General features: G+C 72.3%; 12 protein-coding genes. 7 read left to right on the forward strand and 5 right to left on the reverse strand.

Annotated elements, in window-relative coordinates; translation table 11 throughout:
• Positions 1-202 precede the first annotated feature (202 nt).
• Entirely contained in the window at positions 203-1,225 is a 1,023-nt protein-coding gene (locus PWG71_RS11180; RefSeq protein ID WP_274809604.1) for an ice-binding family protein, read from the reverse strand.
• Between the two features lie 626 nt (positions 1,226-1,851).
• Between PWG71_RS11180 and PWG71_RS11185 the strand changes: the two genes are divergently transcribed.
• From PWG71_RS11185 to PWG71_RS11195, 3 genes are all read left to right on the forward strand, one after another.
• Positions 1,852-2,820: a GlxA family transcriptional regulator gene (locus PWG71_RS11185; protein WP_274809605.1), complete on the forward strand. Its 969-nt coding sequence runs from the start codon at positions 1,852-1,854 to the stop codon at positions 2,818-2,820.
• A gap of 39 nt (positions 2,821-2,859) precedes the next feature.
• On the forward strand, positions 2,860-4,281 hold the full coding sequence (locus PWG71_RS11190; protein ID WP_274809606.1) for a DJ-1/PfpI family protein: 1,422 nt from the start codon (positions 2,860-2,862) through the stop codon (positions 4,279-4,281).
• Between the two features lie 187 nt (positions 4,282-4,468).
• Positions 4,469-5,536: a CPBP family intramembrane glutamic endopeptidase gene (locus PWG71_RS11195; RefSeq protein ID WP_446725008.1), complete on the forward strand. Its 1,068-nt coding sequence runs from the start codon at positions 4,469-4,471 to the stop codon at positions 5,534-5,536.
• A 154-nt stretch (positions 5,537-5,690) separates the two neighbouring features.
• On the opposite strand, the gene PWG71_RS11200 is transcribed toward PWG71_RS11195, so the two are convergent.
• The 3 genes from PWG71_RS11200 to PWG71_RS11210 all read right to left on the reverse strand — a co-directional run bounded on the left by PWG71_RS11200 (position 5,691) and on the right by PWG71_RS11210 (position 8,419).
• Complete coding sequence (locus PWG71_RS11200) at positions 5,691-6,362, reverse strand: DUF2306 domain-containing protein (RefSeq protein ID WP_274809608.1); 672 nt, start codon at positions 6,360-6,362, stop codon at positions 5,691-5,693.
• A 234-nt stretch (positions 6,363-6,596) separates the two neighbouring features.
• On the reverse strand, positions 6,597-7,283 hold the full coding sequence (locus tag PWG71_RS11205; RefSeq protein WP_274809609.1) for a response regulator: 687 nt from the start codon (positions 7,281-7,283) through the stop codon (positions 6,597-6,599).
• Entirely contained in the window at positions 7,280-8,419 is a 1,140-nt protein-coding gene (locus tag PWG71_RS11210; RefSeq protein ID WP_274809610.1) for a sensor histidine kinase, read from the reverse strand. The genes PWG71_RS11205 and PWG71_RS11210 overlap by 4 nt, the downstream gene beginning before the upstream one ends.
• 508 nt (positions 8,420-8,927) lie before the next feature.
• On the opposite strand from PWG71_RS11210, the gene PWG71_RS11215 reads away from it, so the two are divergent.
• The 4 genes from PWG71_RS11215 (at position 8,928) to PWG71_RS11230 (ending at position 14,377) form a co-directional block, all read left to right on the forward strand.
• Positions 8,928-9,980, forward strand: a complete 1,053-nt coding sequence (locus PWG71_RS11215) for an iron ABC transporter substrate-binding protein (RefSeq protein ID WP_274809611.1) — start codon at positions 8,928-8,930, stop codon at positions 9,978-9,980.
• Positions 9,977-11,617, forward strand: a complete 1,641-nt coding sequence (locus tag PWG71_RS11220) for an ABC transporter permease (protein ID WP_274809612.1) — start codon at positions 9,977-9,979, stop codon at positions 11,615-11,617. The genes PWG71_RS11215 and PWG71_RS11220 overlap by 4 nt, the downstream gene beginning before the upstream one ends.
• 5 nt (positions 11,618-11,622) lie before the next feature.
• The gene (locus tag PWG71_RS11225) at positions 11,623-12,726 is read left to right on the forward strand and encodes an ABC transporter ATP-binding protein (protein WP_274809613.1); all 1,104 of its coding nucleotides are present in this window, start codon (positions 11,623-11,625) and stop codon (positions 12,724-12,726) included.
• Between the two features lie 367 nt (positions 12,727-13,093).
• Entirely contained in the window at positions 13,094-14,377 is a 1,284-nt protein-coding gene (locus tag PWG71_RS11230; RefSeq protein ID WP_274809614.1) for a hemolysin family protein, read from the forward strand.
• Positions 14,378-14,484: 107 nt separating this feature from the next.
• On the opposite strand, the gene PWG71_RS11235 is transcribed toward PWG71_RS11230, so the two are convergent.
• Positions 14,485-15,246 (reverse strand): MBL fold metallo-hydrolase, encoded by a 762-nt coding sequence (locus tag PWG71_RS11235; protein ID WP_274809615.1) that lies wholly within the window; start codon positions 15,244-15,246, stop codon positions 14,485-14,487.
• Between the last annotated feature and the right edge of the window lie 253 nt (positions 15,247-15,499).

Below are 15,499 nucleotides of genomic sequence, written 5' to 3' on the forward strand. Positions count from 1 at the left end.
GCCACGTGGTCTCGCGCGCCCCTGGATCGGCGTCGCGATGCGCCGGGCGAGTCGGGACGAACGTGGGCCGGCCGCCTCACCCCCAGGATGAAGCGGCCGGTTCAGGACCGATCGGGCTCACTCGTGAAACAGAGAACGTTCTCGTTTCGAACCCTGGCAGAGCGCGAACCCGCGTCCCACGTTCCCGGTCAGGGGCGTCACTTCAGTATCCGTATCCGTACCCGTTGTCGCCGTTCCCGTTGCCGCCGTTACCGTTCCCGTTGCCGTTGCCGTTGCCGTTGCCGTTGCCGCCGTTACCGTTCCCGTTCCCGTTGCCGTTGCCGCCGTTACCGTTGCCGTTGTCCCCGTTGCCGTTGCCGTTGCCGTTACCGTTACCGTTACCGTTGTCCCCGTTACCGTTGTCCCCGTTGCCGTTGCCGCCGTTACCGTTCCCGTTGCCGTTGTCGCCGTTGCCGTTGTCCCCGTTGCCGTTGTCCCCGTTACCGTTACCGTTGTCGTCGCAGTCGGCCCGCTGGATCACGTTGTTGTCGAGGGTCACCGCACCGTTGCGGGCCAGCAGACGGCCGTCGACCGTGGCGCCCGAGTTCGCGGTGATCGATGTCAGGGCCAGGATGTTGCCCACGAAAGTGGAGTTCGTCCCCAGCGTCGCCGAGCTCCCGACCTGCCAGAAGACGTTGCACGCCTGAGCACCGTTGATCAGTTCGACCTCACTGGCCGATCCGGTGATGAGCGTGGAGCCGACCTGGAAGATGAAGACCGCGTCGGGATCCCCCTGGGCGTTGAGCGTCACCGTCCCGGTCAGTCCGAGCGACGAACTGGCCTCGTAGACGCCGGGAAGGAAGGTCTGCCCCACGAGGTCACCGGAGACACTGGCGGTCTCAGGACGCCCGGCGGCGTCGTTGTACGCGGTGGTCAGGTCGGACTGGGCCTGGAGAGCGACGGCATCGCCGAGGTGCACCGCTCCGTTGACGGCACCCGGGGGGAAGCCGGTCACCGCGTCGTTCGGGTGCACCCCCAGGTCCCCCGTGATGACGGTGGGGCCGGTGTTGGTGACCGTCTGGCCGGCCAGGACGGCGAAGCTGTCCGCGGTACCGAGCTGCACCGTCGCCGGCTGTGCGTGCGCGCCGGTCGGCGTGAGACCCAGCATGGCGAGGACCAGCAGGAGGGCGAATGCGGACGCCGCCAGAGGCGACGACCGGTAGGCACGGGCGGAGGTAGCTTGCATCTGAGACACCGTCTCCCTGAATTGGGCGTTCGACCGGAAATGGGGCACACGTGGAGACTCATTTCCTGGTCGTTCATGATCAATATTTCGATATCGCCTGAACAGACCCGAGCCCCCAGGTGGGGCCCGAAGCCCTCTCCACAGGAAGAGACTGTACACAGGAGCTCGGAGATTCCCGCAGCGAATCTCCGAGATGAAAAATATTGCCGCGAAACTGCGGCCAGGGAGCATTCGAACCCTCCGATAGCGCAGATAGCCCGAAATGAACCGATCCGCTCCGGACGCAAAAGAAGGCACGGACTCCCGAGACCAGAAAGGCGTCCCATACTCCGATCACACTTTGTGGTAGACCAGGCGTTTCTGACACCGGTGGTGACGAATTCTCCACCGTGACCGGCCACCGCGACGTGTTCCGCCCCGATTTCCCTGGAATCCCCTATGGGCACGGGAGGCGATTCCGGCACATGCCGGGCCCCATCACACCTGGGCGGGGAACTCGGGAGCGGAGTCTTCCCCACCGTGCGGCCGAGAGCGGATCCGTGTGCCGGGCATGTGTGCCTGATCCGTCCGCTCCATGGCGTCCCGCGCCCTTATCGAACGGCCCGCTCATGCGTAGATTGGGCGCCATGGACAGGGAGAACACGGGAACGGGGCGCATCGTGGTACTGGTACTCCCCCACGTCAACCTCCTCGACCTGGCGGGTCCGGTACAGGTGTTCGACACCGCCGCCCACCTGGGCGCGCCCTACCGGATCGAGTACGCGGCCGAATCCGCCCAGGTCTCCTCGGCGCAGGGGCTGCGGTTGGCCGGACTCGTCCCGCCGCCCCCGGTCGGCGCGGGCGACCTGGTCCTCGTCCCGGGGCCGAGCCTGGGCCCCCGGAGCACCGAGCCCCTGGTGTCCGAGGGGGTGGCGGAGTGGCTGAGGACCGCCCATCGCGCGCGGGCGCGGATCGCCTCGGTGTGCACGGGCGCGGCGGCCCTGGGAGAGGCCGGGTTGCTGGACGGGCGCCGCTGCACCACCCATTGGTCCCTGATCGATCCGATGCGCGAGCGCTATCCCCGCGCCCGGGTACGGGAGGCGGTGCTCTACGTCCACGACGGGCTCGTGAGCACCAGCGCCGGAGTGGCGGCGGGAACGGATCTGGCGCTGTCCCTCGTCGAGCGCGAACACGGCCCGGAACTGGCCTGTGCCGTAGCGCGGCAACTCGTCATCTACCTGCGCAGGGACGGCTCCAGTGGCCAGGTGAGCCCGTTCCTGCGGCACCGCGACCACCTCGACCCCGCCGTCCACCGGGTGCAGGATCACCTGGCGCGGCACCCGGATTCCCAGGAGACCCTCGCCGACCTCGCCGCCACGGTGAACCTGTCACCGCGCGGCCTGAGCCGCGCCTTCACCGCGGCCACCGGCATCACCCCGATGGAGTACAGACAGCGGCTGCGCCTGGAGTACGCCGGGGCCCTGCTGCGCGAGACCGACCTGACCATCGAGACGGTGGCCGCCCGCTGCGGCTTCCGCGACCCCCGCCATTTCCGGCGCCTGTTCCGGACCCGCCACGGGTTCCCTCCCTCGGAGCTGCGCCGAAGCGCGCCCTGACCGATCCGCCGTCCCCACCCCACTCTCGGAGTTGCCGCCATGTCCTCGGTTCCGCGCGTCCTCGTCCGCGTCCTGTTCGGATGCGCCCTCTCACTCACCGTGTTCGCGGGCCTCTGCCTCGGAGGGGTGACCGTGACCATGGGGCAGAGCTACGTCGACGCCCCGCACCCCGTCGAGAGCGGGCCACCGGTCCCACGGGCGGCACCCGCCGAGGGACGGACCGTGGTCGCCGTCGCCGTCGGGGCCACCGGATCCGTCAACGCCGACGTCCTGCCTCCCTATGAGGTCTTCGCCCGTTCCACGGAGTTCTTCGTCTACACCGTCTCCGCGGACCCGGGCCCCGTACCGCTCTCCGGTGGCGTGGGGCTGCTGCCCGACCACACCTTCGACGAGGTGGCGAGCGGCGCGGCGCCCGCTCCGGACGTGGTCGTGGTTCCCGCCGTGGTCGCCCCGACCGGGGACGCGGAACGTCCGTTGCGCGAGTGGATCGCCGCCCAGCACAGCCGAGGCGCCCTGCTGCTCGGCATCTGCGACGGCTCTCGCGTCCTGGCCGCGGCGGGTCTGCTGGACGGACGGCGGGCCACCGCGTTCTGGGCCGGGCTGGGGGCGTTGGAGCGCGATCACCCCCGGGTCGAGTGGACGAGCGGACAACGCTACGTCGACGACGGGGACATCGTGACCACCGCCGGGGTGACCTCGGGCATCGTCGGCGCACTGCGACTGGTCGAGCGGATCGCGGGTGCGGACGAGGCCGAACGGATCGGCGCGGACTCGGCCTACCCGGGCTGGTCGGTCGGCGGACCGACCGGGATCCCCGCGCACCGTCTTCGACCGGCCGACCTCCCCTACGGGCTGAACGCCGCCTTCCCGTGGCTGCGACCGGTCTACGGCATCGGGCTCGTCCAGGGCGTCGGCGAGACCGAGGCGTCGGCCGCGTTCGAGGTCTACTCGGCGACGGCGTTCGCCACCCGAACGGTCGCGGTCGCCGCGGAGCCGGTCATCACCACCCGACACGGTCTCAGGCTGGTCGCCCGCCCCGTGGACGGGGAGGTGCCGCGTCTGAGCCGACTGGTGATCCCCGGGGGCGATCAGGACGCGGGGGACCGGGAACCGCTCCTCTCCTGGGCGGCCGAGCGGGGGCTGCGGCCCGAAACGGTGCGGCCCGCGGCCGGGGAGTCCGCCTTCGACCCGGTCCTGCGGGACCTGGCCGCGCACACCGACCGCGCCACCGCCCGTGTCACGGCGAAGTTCGCCGAATACCCGGTCGAGGCGGGCGGGCCGGAGGGAGGCGTCTGGCCCTGGCGGCCGACGGTCGTAGGGGTCGGCGCACTCGTCGTGTCCGCCGCGGTCGGAGCCCTGCCCATCCTGGTGCGCAGCCGTGCGGGCGGGGGCGCCCAGCGCGGCACCCGCGCGCTCGGCCGCCCCACCCCGGGTGGCACGGATTCCGAGGAAACGGCCTGATCGGCCCGGCCCGGGGCCGGTGGGGGCCTCGCCCCGTCGGCCCCGTGGAGTCGCGCCGGCCGTGGGGTCGAGCCGTTCCGGGGTCACGAGGTATGACTTCTGTCATCGGAGACCCGTGCGGATCGCGGAGGAAAGCCGTGTCACCCGACACTCCCGCACGACCACGCGCCGCTTCTACCGTGAGGGAATGAACCGCGACGACGACAGCCCCTCTCCGACGTCCTCCTCCCCACCGGACGTGGGACCGTTCCCGACGGCCTCGGAACCCGGGACGGTGGAGGCGCCCACCCGCACGCCGGTCGCGCCTCCCCCGCGCCGCCGCGGTCCGCGGCCGGTCCCTCGGGGTGTGCCCTACCACCGTGTCCTGGCCGGGGAGGAGCGACGGGTCTGGCGGGGCATCGCCGCGCTCGCGCTCCTGCTGGGAGGACTGCTCCTCTTCGTCATCGTCCTGAACGCCCTCGGCGCCCTCGTCGACACCCTGCTCGGCAGGACCGGTCCGCTGTTGGGCGGTGACGTGCTGACGCCCGTGTACCAGGCCGCGAACCTGGGCGCGCTCGCGCTGCTCATTCCCTGGAGCATGCTCGTCCAGCGGTGGCTGTACGGGGTGAGGGGCGCTTCGCTGCACTCCGTTCGGTCGCTCTTCCGGCCGGCGGTGTTCGGCCGGACCCTTCTGGTCATCGGCCCCGTCTGGGCGCTCTACCTGACCGTCTTCTCCCTCCTGTCCCCCGTCGAAGAGGTGCCCTGGCCGCTCGCCGACCTGCTCGGGATGTTCCTCGTCACCCTCGTGCTGGTGCCCTTGCAGTCGGCGGGCGAGGAGTACGGGCTGCGCGGGCTCGCCTTCCGGGTCGCCGCGAGCTGGGGGCGCGGGCCGCGCACGGCGCTCGTCCTCGGCGTCGTCGTTTCGAGTCTGCTGTTCACGGTGATCCACTTCGCGCTCGACCCGTGGCTCAACCTCTACTACTTCACGTTCGGCGTCACCATGGCCCTCTTGACGTGGCGGACCGGAGGCCTGGAGATCGCGGTCGTGATCCACGCGGTGAACAACACGATCGCGTTCCTCCTCACCATCGTCATGCGCTCCGACCTGGCCGCCGGGTTCGACCGGTCGGCGGGCGTCGGGTCGGCGGTCATGCTCGTCCCCTGCGCGCTCCTCATCGCGGTCACGGTCGTGGTGTGGCTGCGCACACGGCGGACCGGGCCGGCCCTGACCCCCTCGGGATCCGCGCAGGAGCCGACGGCGGACCGGGGCGTGTGAGCGGCCCGCACCGGATCGGTGCGCGCCGGGCGCCGCTCCGCGCGGGCCGCGTGAGGGCGGGCCCCGGTCATCCGCCGCGGCCCCGCCACCGGCGGATCAGGACGCACGCCCGGCCGGGGCCCGCCTCGGCCGCGCCCTCCGAAGGGGACGTTCCTCACGCGCGGTCGACGCTCGCCCCCTTCAGGGCGGGGGCGGGGCGTCGGGGCGCGGCCGTGCTCCTGCGGATGACCCACTCGGCCACGGCGACGTTGATCACCCAACCGGCGGCCATCAGCAGGGCCCGGGTGAGTTCGTCGGGTGGGCCGAGGAACAGCATCCAGGGCAGGTGGGTGAACACCTGGGTGCCCGCGCCCTGAGCGATCGCGTAGCCGCGGATCATCCAGGCGCGGTGCGCGGCGACGTCGCGGCGCCGGATGGCGAGGAAGCCGAGGACGATCGCGATGGCCATGGCCGCGCCGAACACCAGCCGAATGGCGGTGAGCAGCCCGACATCGATCGCGGGAAGGGCGTAGAAGAGGGTCATCCACAGTCCGGTGAGGGCCGCGATGAGGCCGAGCGGGACCAGCAGTCGCCCGGTGACGCGGTGCCACCGCCGACGGCGCAGGCCGGGGACGAACTGGAGGGTGCCCAGGACGCAGTACGGGACCGCGGCGGCGATGTGCAGCACCACGGGGACCGGGTCGGCGAAGAACCGGGCGTTGTCCGGGGTGACCGGCGCGCCGACGGCCACCTCGCTCAGGCGCGCGGCACCGGCGATCACGGGAACGACGCTGAGCAGGATCAGCAGGGCGGGTACGGGCCACTCGCGTCGAGTGGAGGAGGTCACGGCGGGTCCTTTCGCTGTCGCGGCGGCGACACCGTGGCCGCCTCCGTGACTCGATCGTGGCGTCCGGGGACCGGGCGGGACATCGGGAATCGGGCCGGAACCGGATCGACCGAAAGGAGGAGGGCGCGGTCGTGCTTCGGGCCGGGCCCCGATGGCGGGGCCGCTCCGGTCACGGGACCCGTGGGCCGCCCCGGTCACGGGACCCGTGGGCCGTTCCGGTCCCGTCCGGGACGCTCAGGGGCGGGGCGGCCCCGCGCGCCGGGCGCCCCTCCCGACCCGACCGGTCTCGTAGGCCCACACGGCGACCTCGACGCGGTTGCGGGCGCCGAGTTTGGCCATCAGGCTGGCGATGTGGGTCTTGACCGTGCTGAGCGCGATGTGGCTCTCGTCGGCGATCTCGCGGTTGGTCCGCCCGCGGGCCACGGCCGCCAGGATCTGTTCCTCCCGGTCCGTGAGCGGCTCGACGGGCCGGACCGGAGGTTCGGCGGACCCGTGGTCGGCGAACGCGTGGAGCAGCCGGGCGGTGACGCTCGGGGCGATGAGCGCGTCGCCGGCGGCGGCCGCCCGTACGGCCTGGGCGAGCAGCTCGGCTCCGGCGTCCTTGAGCAGGAAGCCGCGGGCGCCCGCCTTGAGGGCGGCGTAGACGTACTCGTCCAGGTCGAACACGGTGATGACGACGACCGCGAGGGGGTCGACGACGTCCGGTCCGGCGAGGGAGCGCGTGGCCTCGATGCCGTCGGTGCCGGGCATCCGGATGTCGAAGAGGCACACGTCCGGGCGCAGGCGCCGCGCCAGAGCGACGGCCTCGCGCCCGTCGGCGGCCCGGCCGACGACGTCGATGTCCGGCTGGGCGTCGAGGATCATCGCCAGGCCGGTGCGGACGATCTCCTGGTCGTCGGCGACGATCACCCGGATGCTCATGTCGCCACCCCCGACCGGGGCAGTACGGCGGTCACGGTCCAGCCCCGGTCCGGATCCGGGGCGGCCTCGCAGGTGCCGCCCAGCAGGTCGGCCCGCTCGATCATGCCGGTGATCCCGTAGCCCGGAACGGCCGTGGTCCTCCGGGGGCCGGTGTCGCCGTCGTCGCTGACGCGCAGGCGCACCGACGTGTCGTCGGCGGTGACGCGGACGTGGACACGGGTCGCGTCGCGGGCGTGCCGGCGGGCGTTGGTGACCGCCTCCTGGGCGAGGCGGTAGAGGGCCGCCGCGACCGACGGCGGGAGGTCGTCGAGGTTCTCGGCGATCTCCACCTCGACGGGCGGGCCGGTCCGGGCGGTTCCGGCGAGCCGGTGGAGGTCGTCGACGCGCGGGTGGGGTGCCAGGTCCGCGGGGGCGTTCCGGCGCAGGACGCGGACCATCGCGCGCATCTCGGCGAGGGCGCGCGAGGCCTCGGACTCGATCACCTCCAGCGCGTCCACCGCGGCACCGGGACGTGATCCCGCCAGCGCCAGGCCGGCCTGGGCGCGGATCGCCATCGCCGAGACGTGGTGGGCGACGGTGTCGTGCAGGTCGCGTGCGATCCGCTCGCGTTCGAGCAGCCTGACCCGGTCGAGCTCGCGGGCCCTGGCTCCGGCCCGGTACCGCAGGGCGGCGCCCACGGCGCAGACCGAGAACAGCACCGCGAACCCGCCCACCGCGTCGTCCGCGCCGGCGTCGTCGAAGACGGCCGTGACCGCGGCGTTGGCGAGCAGGATCGCCGAACCGATCACGATCTCCCGTCCCGCCCCCCAGCGGAAGAGCGCGTACGGCAGGAGCAGGAAGGCGACCATCGTGTACAGCGCGACGATCTCGCCGCCCAGCGCCGCCGTGGCGAGTCCGGAGAGGCCGAAGGCGAGCGCGAGCATCGGCAGCGGTCGGGTACGACGCCACGGCAGGGTGGGGGTCATCCCGATGACGAGCACGACCGACAGCCACCGCCAGGGGAGGTCGGGGCGCAGCACTCCTTCGAGCACCGCGAGGGCGACGAGCACGATCACGAGCGCCGCGTCCCACCGTGTCCGCCGCGGCGGGTGGGGCGGGCGGGGCTCGTCCCACAGGGAGCGGAGGAGGCCGGGCACGGGGCCAGCGTACAGCGGCGGCGCGCCTCCCGGATCGGCCCCGGGGGTACGGTCCGGCCGGCCGGTGTCGTGCGTCCCCGCATCGCGCCCGGGGCCGGATCGCGGTTCGCGGCGGGTGGGGCGGGGGCCGTGCGCGCTCCGGGGGCGGTCTCGGGGCACGAGCGCCCACCGAGTCGGGGAACCGCCGGACGCGCCCCGATGAGGACGGCCGTCCGCTCGAAGCGCACCGTTTCGGAGCCCGCGGGGAAAGACCGTCGATACATTCATCGAGTGCAATAATCCCCCGGGCATCCGGTCGCCCACAATGCCCCGACAAAGCGAATACCACTACCACTGAACAGGAAAAACGTTTTACAGAACCCTATTCGCGAGCGCCGCCCACACGACACGCGGGCCGAATGGCGACCCCGAATTGTAAGGCGAGCCTGGCCTAGGTTAGGCTCGCCTTTGTAGAGAGCTCGGGCCGGCCGAGTCCATGTACCAGCACAACTCGGTAGGAGATCCCCCGATGAACGTCGTACCCCGAAGGTTCGGGCTCGGTCTGATCGTCGTCCCCGTCCTCGCCCTGATGGCCACCGCCTGCGGTGGCGAGGGGACGTCCGCCACGGAAGGAGGCGACGGCGCCGCCGAAGAGGCGGGCGCCCTGGTCATCTACTCCGGCCGCGACCAGGAGCTCATCGACCCCCTGATCGAGCAGATGCGCGAAGCGACCGGTCTGGAGATCGACGTCCGCTACGGCGACACCGCCCAGATGGCCAACCAGATCGTCACCGAGGGCGAGAACACCAACGCCGACCTGTTCATCGCCCAGGACGCCGGGGCCCTCGGCCTGCTCGTCCAAGAGGGATCGCTCGCCGACCTGCCCGCCGAGGTGACCGACCTGGTCCCGGAGCAGTACCGCGACGCCGGTGACCAGTGGGTCGGCGTCTCCGGCCGCTCCCGTGTCATCGTCTTCGACCCCGCCGACGTCGACGAGGTCCCCGACAGCGTCCTGGACCTGACCGACCCCGAGTGGGAGGGACGGGTGGGCATCGCCCCCACCAACGCCTCGTTCCAGGCGTTCGTCACCGGCCTGCGGGTGATCGAGGGCGAGGAGGCCGCCCGTCAGTGGCTGGACGACATGGTCGCCAACGACGTCCAGACCTTCGAGAACAACCGCTCGATGCTCGACGCCCTGGAGTCGGGCGACATCGACCTCAGCCTCAACAACCACTACTACTGGTACGAGCGGGTCAAGGAGCAGGGCGCCGACGCCGTCACCTCCGAGGTGCACTACCTCCCCGCCGGTGACGCGGGCGGCCTGGTGAACGTGGCCGGCGCCGGCATCACCGCCGACGCGGCCAACCCCGAGGGCGCGCTGACCGCCCTGGAGTTCCTGCTCGGCGAAGAGGCCCAGACCTACTTCACCCAGGAGACCTCCGAGTACCCGCTCGTGGCGGGTGTCCCCCTGGGCGAGGGTCTGGAGGAGCTCGACTCCCTGGAGCAGCCGAACATCGACCTGAGCGACCTGCACTCCCTGGACGAGACCGTCGAGATGCTCCGCGAGGCGGGCCTGGAGTGACGCGCGTCCCCTCGGAGCGCACCGCGCCGGAGCCGCCCCCGACCGGGGGCGGCTCCGGCCGCGTCATGTCCCCGCCCCGATCCCTATCGCTCTACCTCCTGGCCGGGGTCACCGCGCTGTTCGCCGTGCTCCCCCTGGTCTACGTGCTCCTTCAGGCGTTCGGCGACGGCGTCGGCACCCTCGTCGGGTCGCTCCTGCGCGGCCGCACCCTCGAACTCCTCGTCAACAGCCTCGTCCTCACCGCGATCGTCACCGCGAGCTGCCTGGTCCTGGGGATCGGGCTGGCCCTGCTCGTCACCCGGGTCCGGCTTCCCGGGCAGCGTCTGTGGGCGTTGGTCGCCACGCTCCCCCTGGCCATCCCGAGTTACGTCGCCGCCATGGTGTGGATGGAGGCGGTCCCCGAGGTCCGCGGACTGTTCGGCGCCTCGATCGTCCTCACCCTGTGCTGTTACCCCTACGTCCTGTTGCCCGTGGTGGCCGCCCTGCGATCCGCCGACCGCGACCAGGAGGAGGTCGCCCGCGCACTGGGACGGGGCCCCCTGTACGTGCTCGTCCGGGTGACCCTTCGCCACGTGCAGCCCGCCGCGGCGGCGGGATCCCTGCTGGTCGCCCTGTACGTCCTGTCCGATTTCGGGTCCGTGGCGACCCTGCGCTACGACACCTTCACCAGGGCGATCTACAACGACTACGCCAACCGGTTCGACATGGCGAGCGCCGCCTCGTTGAGCGTCATCCTGGTCGTGGTCACCCTGGTCGTGCTGTGGGGCGAGGCCCGGGCCCGGGGACGGGCCCGGTTCAGCCGGCTCGGCGCCGGCGCGACCCGCCGGCGCCCGCCCAGGGACATCGCCGCCGAACTCGGCGCCCACCTCCCCCCCGGCCCGGCCCGCGCGGTGCGCGTGTCGACGGCGGCCGTGTTGACGCTGCCCTTCCTGGTGGTGTCGGCGGCGGCCCTGGTCTTCCCGATCGTCAGCCTGGCCTACTGGATCGTCCGGGGCTCCTCGGCCGGGTTCGACCTGCCGCGCATGGCCGAGACCGCGGTGACCACGCTCGGTGTGTCCGCCGCCGGTGCGGCGGTCACCCTGGTCCTGGCGCTGCCGGTGGGCATCCTCGCCGCCCGGCACCGGGGCCGGATCCCGCGCCTGCTGGAGGGCGCGACCTGGATGGGCTACTCGATGCCCGGCGTGGTGGTCGCCGTGTCCCTGGTCTACTTCGCGGTCAACCACGCCTTCGCCCTGTACCAGGGTCTTCCGCTGATGATCTTCGCCTACGCGCTGTTGTTCCTGCCCGCCGCGGTCGGCTCGGTGCGCAGCGCCGTCGCCCAGTCCCCGCCGGGGCTGGAGGAGATCGGCCGTTCACTGGGCCGCACCCCTCCCCAGGTGTTCACCGGGATCACCCTGCCGTTGGCGGCGCCCGGGGTGGCGGCCGGGGCCACGCTCGTCTTTCTCACCTGCATGAAGGAACTCCCGGTGACCCTGATGTTGCACCCGACCGGAATGGAGACCATCTCCATGCGGTTGTGGAGCGCCACCAACGTGGGACGGTTCGCCGCGGCGGCCCCCTACGCGATGATGCTCATCGTCCTGGCGTCGGTACCCGCGTTCGTCCTCGGCCGCAAGGCCACGGTGATGGAGAGGTGAGTTCCATGAGCGGTCTCATCGTCGAAGAGGCGGAGAAGACCTTCGGCCGCACCGGTGTGCTGCACGGTGTCGACCTGGAGGTGCCCGACGGCTCGCTGGGCGCCCTGCTGGGCCCCTCCGGCTGCGGGAAGACCACCCTGCTGCGGCTGGTCGCCGGTTTCGAGCGGCTCGACGCCGGAAGGATCAGCGTCGGCGACCGGGTCCTCGCCGAAGGCCGGTCGAACCACGTGCGCCCGGAACGCCGGGGCGTCGGCGTCGTCCCCCAGGAGGGGGCGCTGTTCCCTCACCTGTCCGTGGCCCGCAACGTCGCCTTCGGTCTGGGACGGCGTGGGCGGACCCACCGCCGCGGGCGCACGGAGGAGGTCCTGGAGTTGGTCGGGTTGTCCGGGTACGCGGACCGGATGCCGCACGAGCTGTCCGGTGGCCAGCAGCAGCGGGTCGCCCTCGCCCGCGCCCTGGCCCCCGAACCGGCACTGGTCCTGCTGGACGAGCCCTTCAACGCCTTGGACCCCGCGCTGCGGTCGGAACTGCGCGAGGAGGTGCGTCAGGTGTTGCGCACCGCGGGCGTCACGGCGCTGTTGGTGACCCATGACCCCGAGGAGGCGCTGTCGATCGCCGACGGTGTGGCGCTGATGCGCGAGGGGGTGATCGTGCAGACCGGAACCCCCCGCGAGGTCTACGAGCGACCGGGCGACGCGGGTCTGGCCACGTACCTCGGGGAGACGGTGGTGATCCCGGGAGAACTGCGCTCCGGGCGGGTGGAGTGCGCCCTGGGAACGCTGACCCCGTACACGGGGGCCGACGGCCCGGGCGAGGGTTCGGTCGTGGTGCGGCCGGAACGGATCGTCTTCGCGGTGGAGGGCGAGCAGGGCGCGGACGAGGGGGTGCCCGGACGGATCGCCGACGTGACCTTCGCCGGACACGACAGCGTGGTGCACCTCGCGGTGGAGGGCACGGGGACGCGCATCAAGGCGCGGTCGCACCGGCACCCGGTCCCGGAGGTCGGTGCCCGGGTGCGGATCCGGGTCTCGGGTGAGGTCGCCTTCTTCAACGGCGCGGCCGCGCGGGCGTGGGAGGAGCGGCCGGCGGCCGCGGCGGATCTCCGCTGAGGGGCGGCCGTTCTCCGGGACGGGACACCCGTTCCGCTCCCGACCACGGGAAGGGCGCCTCGCCCCCTCGAAGAGGGGGGACGCCGGGTCCGCCCCCGGTGGCCGGGGGCGTGCGCCGCGCCACGGGTCGCCCCGTGATCCCCCCTATGCGAGGGGTCTCGTCCGGCCCCGCGCACACCTACCGTGACCTGCGCCGTCATCCCTGGGCAGGCCGTCCTCCCCGAGCGGACGCCCTCTCCCAGGAAGGGCATCGTCCGTATCCCGCCCTCCCGTTCGCTCAAGGAGCGCGGGCGGTGTGGAAGGGTGAGGTGGCACGGAAACGGCCTTGAGGCCGCCGCCACCATCACCATCGGAGACGACGACAGTCATGGAGAGTTACGGGGTTCAAGTCGGCCTCGTCCTGGTCCTGGTCCTGGTCAACGCCCTGTTCGCGGGCAGCGAGATCGCCCTGATCACCCTGCGCGAAGGCCAGATCAGGCAACTGGGGGAACGGGGCCCCGGAGGCAGGGCGGTCGCCCGGTTGGCCCGCGACCCCAACCGCTTCCTCGCCACCATCCAGATCGGCATCACCCTCGCCGGTTTCCTCGCCTCGGCCACCGCCGCCGTGGCCCTGGCCCGGCCGCTCGTCGAGCCGCTGGGCTTCCTCGGGTCCGCCGCGGGGCCCGTCTCGGTGGTCCTGGTCACCGTCGTCCTGACGTTCGTGACCCTCGTGTTCGGCGAGCTGGCCCCCAAACGCATCGCCATGCAGCGCGCCGAGGGCTGGGCGCTCATGGTCGCCCGTCCGCTCAACCTGCTCGCGACCCTGTCCCGGCCGGTCGTGTGGCTGCTGAGCGTGTCCACCGACCTCGTCGTACGCCTCACCGGCGGCGACCCCTCCGCCGCGCGCGAGGAGGTCGGCGAGGAGGAGCTGCGCGACATGCTCGCCACCCAGCGCGGCATGACCCGCGAGCAGCGCACCATCATCAGCGGCGCCTTCGAGATCGACGACCGCCGGCTCCGCCAGGTCGTCGTCCCCCGAGGCGACGTCTTCACCATCCCCGCCGCCACCCCCACCGACGAGGCCACGCGGATGCTCGCCGAGCACGGGCACTCGCGCGCGCCGATCGTGGCCGACGACGACCTCGACGACGTCCTGGGCATCGTGCACTGGTCCGATCTGGTCCGCGGCACGGGCTCCGTCCGGGACGTGGCCCGCGAGCCGATGCTGCTGCCCGACTCCCTGGTCGTCTCCCTGGCCCTGCGCCGGATGACGGCCGAACGCCAGCAACTGGCCGTGGTCGTCAACGAGATGGGCGGCATCGACGGCATCGTCAGCCTGGAGGACCTGCTGGAGGAGATCGTCGGCGAGATCTACGACGAGACCGACTCCGACATCCGCACCGTCGTCTCCAACGAGGACGGGACCATGACGCTCCCCGGCACCTACCCGGTGCACGACCTGTCCGACATCGACCTGTCCCTGAACGACCCGCCCGAGGGCGACTACGTCACCGTCGCGGGCCTGATCATCGCCGTCCTGGGCCACATCCCCCGGGAGCCCGGTGAGACGGTCGAGTTCGACGACTGGACCGTGGAGGTCACCCGGACCAACGGCCGCACCATCACCGAGGTGAAGGTGCGGCGCGAGGAGAGGACCCTCCCCGTGGAGTGACACCGGACGACCTTCTCCGGGGTGGTGGTCGCGTCGACCTCGTCGACACGGCCACCACCCCTGTCCGCCCCGGCACCGGTCCGCGCCGACGAGCGGAACACAGGGGCCTATTCGATCCCCCGCGCCCGGGCCCGTTCGGCCGCCGCGCGCGGCCCCGCGGTGAAGGGGTCCCCGTGACCGGGCAGCACCGTCCCCTTCTCCCCCAAAGCCGCCAAACGGTCCAGGGACGCCAGCGCCATGGCCCCGTCGTGCGTGGACATGCGGCTGACCACGGTGGGCCCCGTGCGACCGGTGGTCGGGTCGTGGGTGACCAGGGCGTCGCCGGTGAACACCACCTCGCGCTCGGGCCACACCAGGATCGCGCTCCCGGGGGTGTGCCCGGGAGCGCCCACCACCCGGGGGCTCCCCGGCACCTCCTCCAGGACCTGCCCGTCGGTGAAGGTGGAGTAGGTGGCGATCGGTGGCGTGTTGAACGCCCCCATCCCTTCGAGGTGGGCGAGCAACCAGGCGACCTTGGGACGCCGCAACAGGTAGGGCACCATCGAACGCTCGGGCGGGCTGTACGCCATCGCACGGTCGGGTCCGCCGCCCAGGAGCGGGGCGTCCGCCTCGTGCACCCAGATCGTCGTCCCGGTGCGGCTCAGGGCGCGCGCGGCCAGTCCGATGTGGTCGGCGTGCCCGTGGGTGAGGACGACCGCCCGCAGGTCGCCGCCCACCCGGGCCACGGCGTCGAGGAGCACGGCGCTGTGGTCGGGCAGACCGGAGTCGACCAGGACCAGGCCCTCGTCGGTCTCCATGAGGTAGAAGTTCACCACCGCGTCGCCGAGACGGTGCACACCGGGGGCGACCTCGATCAGGGTCGTGCTCATGGCCTGCCTCTCGACGCACGGAGGACCACGCCGCCCGCAAGCGGCCTCACCTCCTCTCATTACCCACGGTCATGGCCGACCATGAATGACCGACACCCCGACCCACGGGATTCCGTACGTCGGATCGGACCCCGCGGCCCCGGGCCCTCACCGGCGGGGGCGGTCCGACGGAACCGCGACGCGGGTCGGCCCCGCCCGTCCCCGCGAAACCCGGACCGACGATCTCCTTCGCGGGCGGCGGGGCGTCGGTGAT

The organism is Nocardiopsis sp. N85, from assembly GCF_028882275.1.
GTDB lineage: Bacteria > Actinomycetota > Actinomycetes > Streptosporangiales > Streptosporangiaceae > Nocardiopsis > Nocardiopsis lambiniae.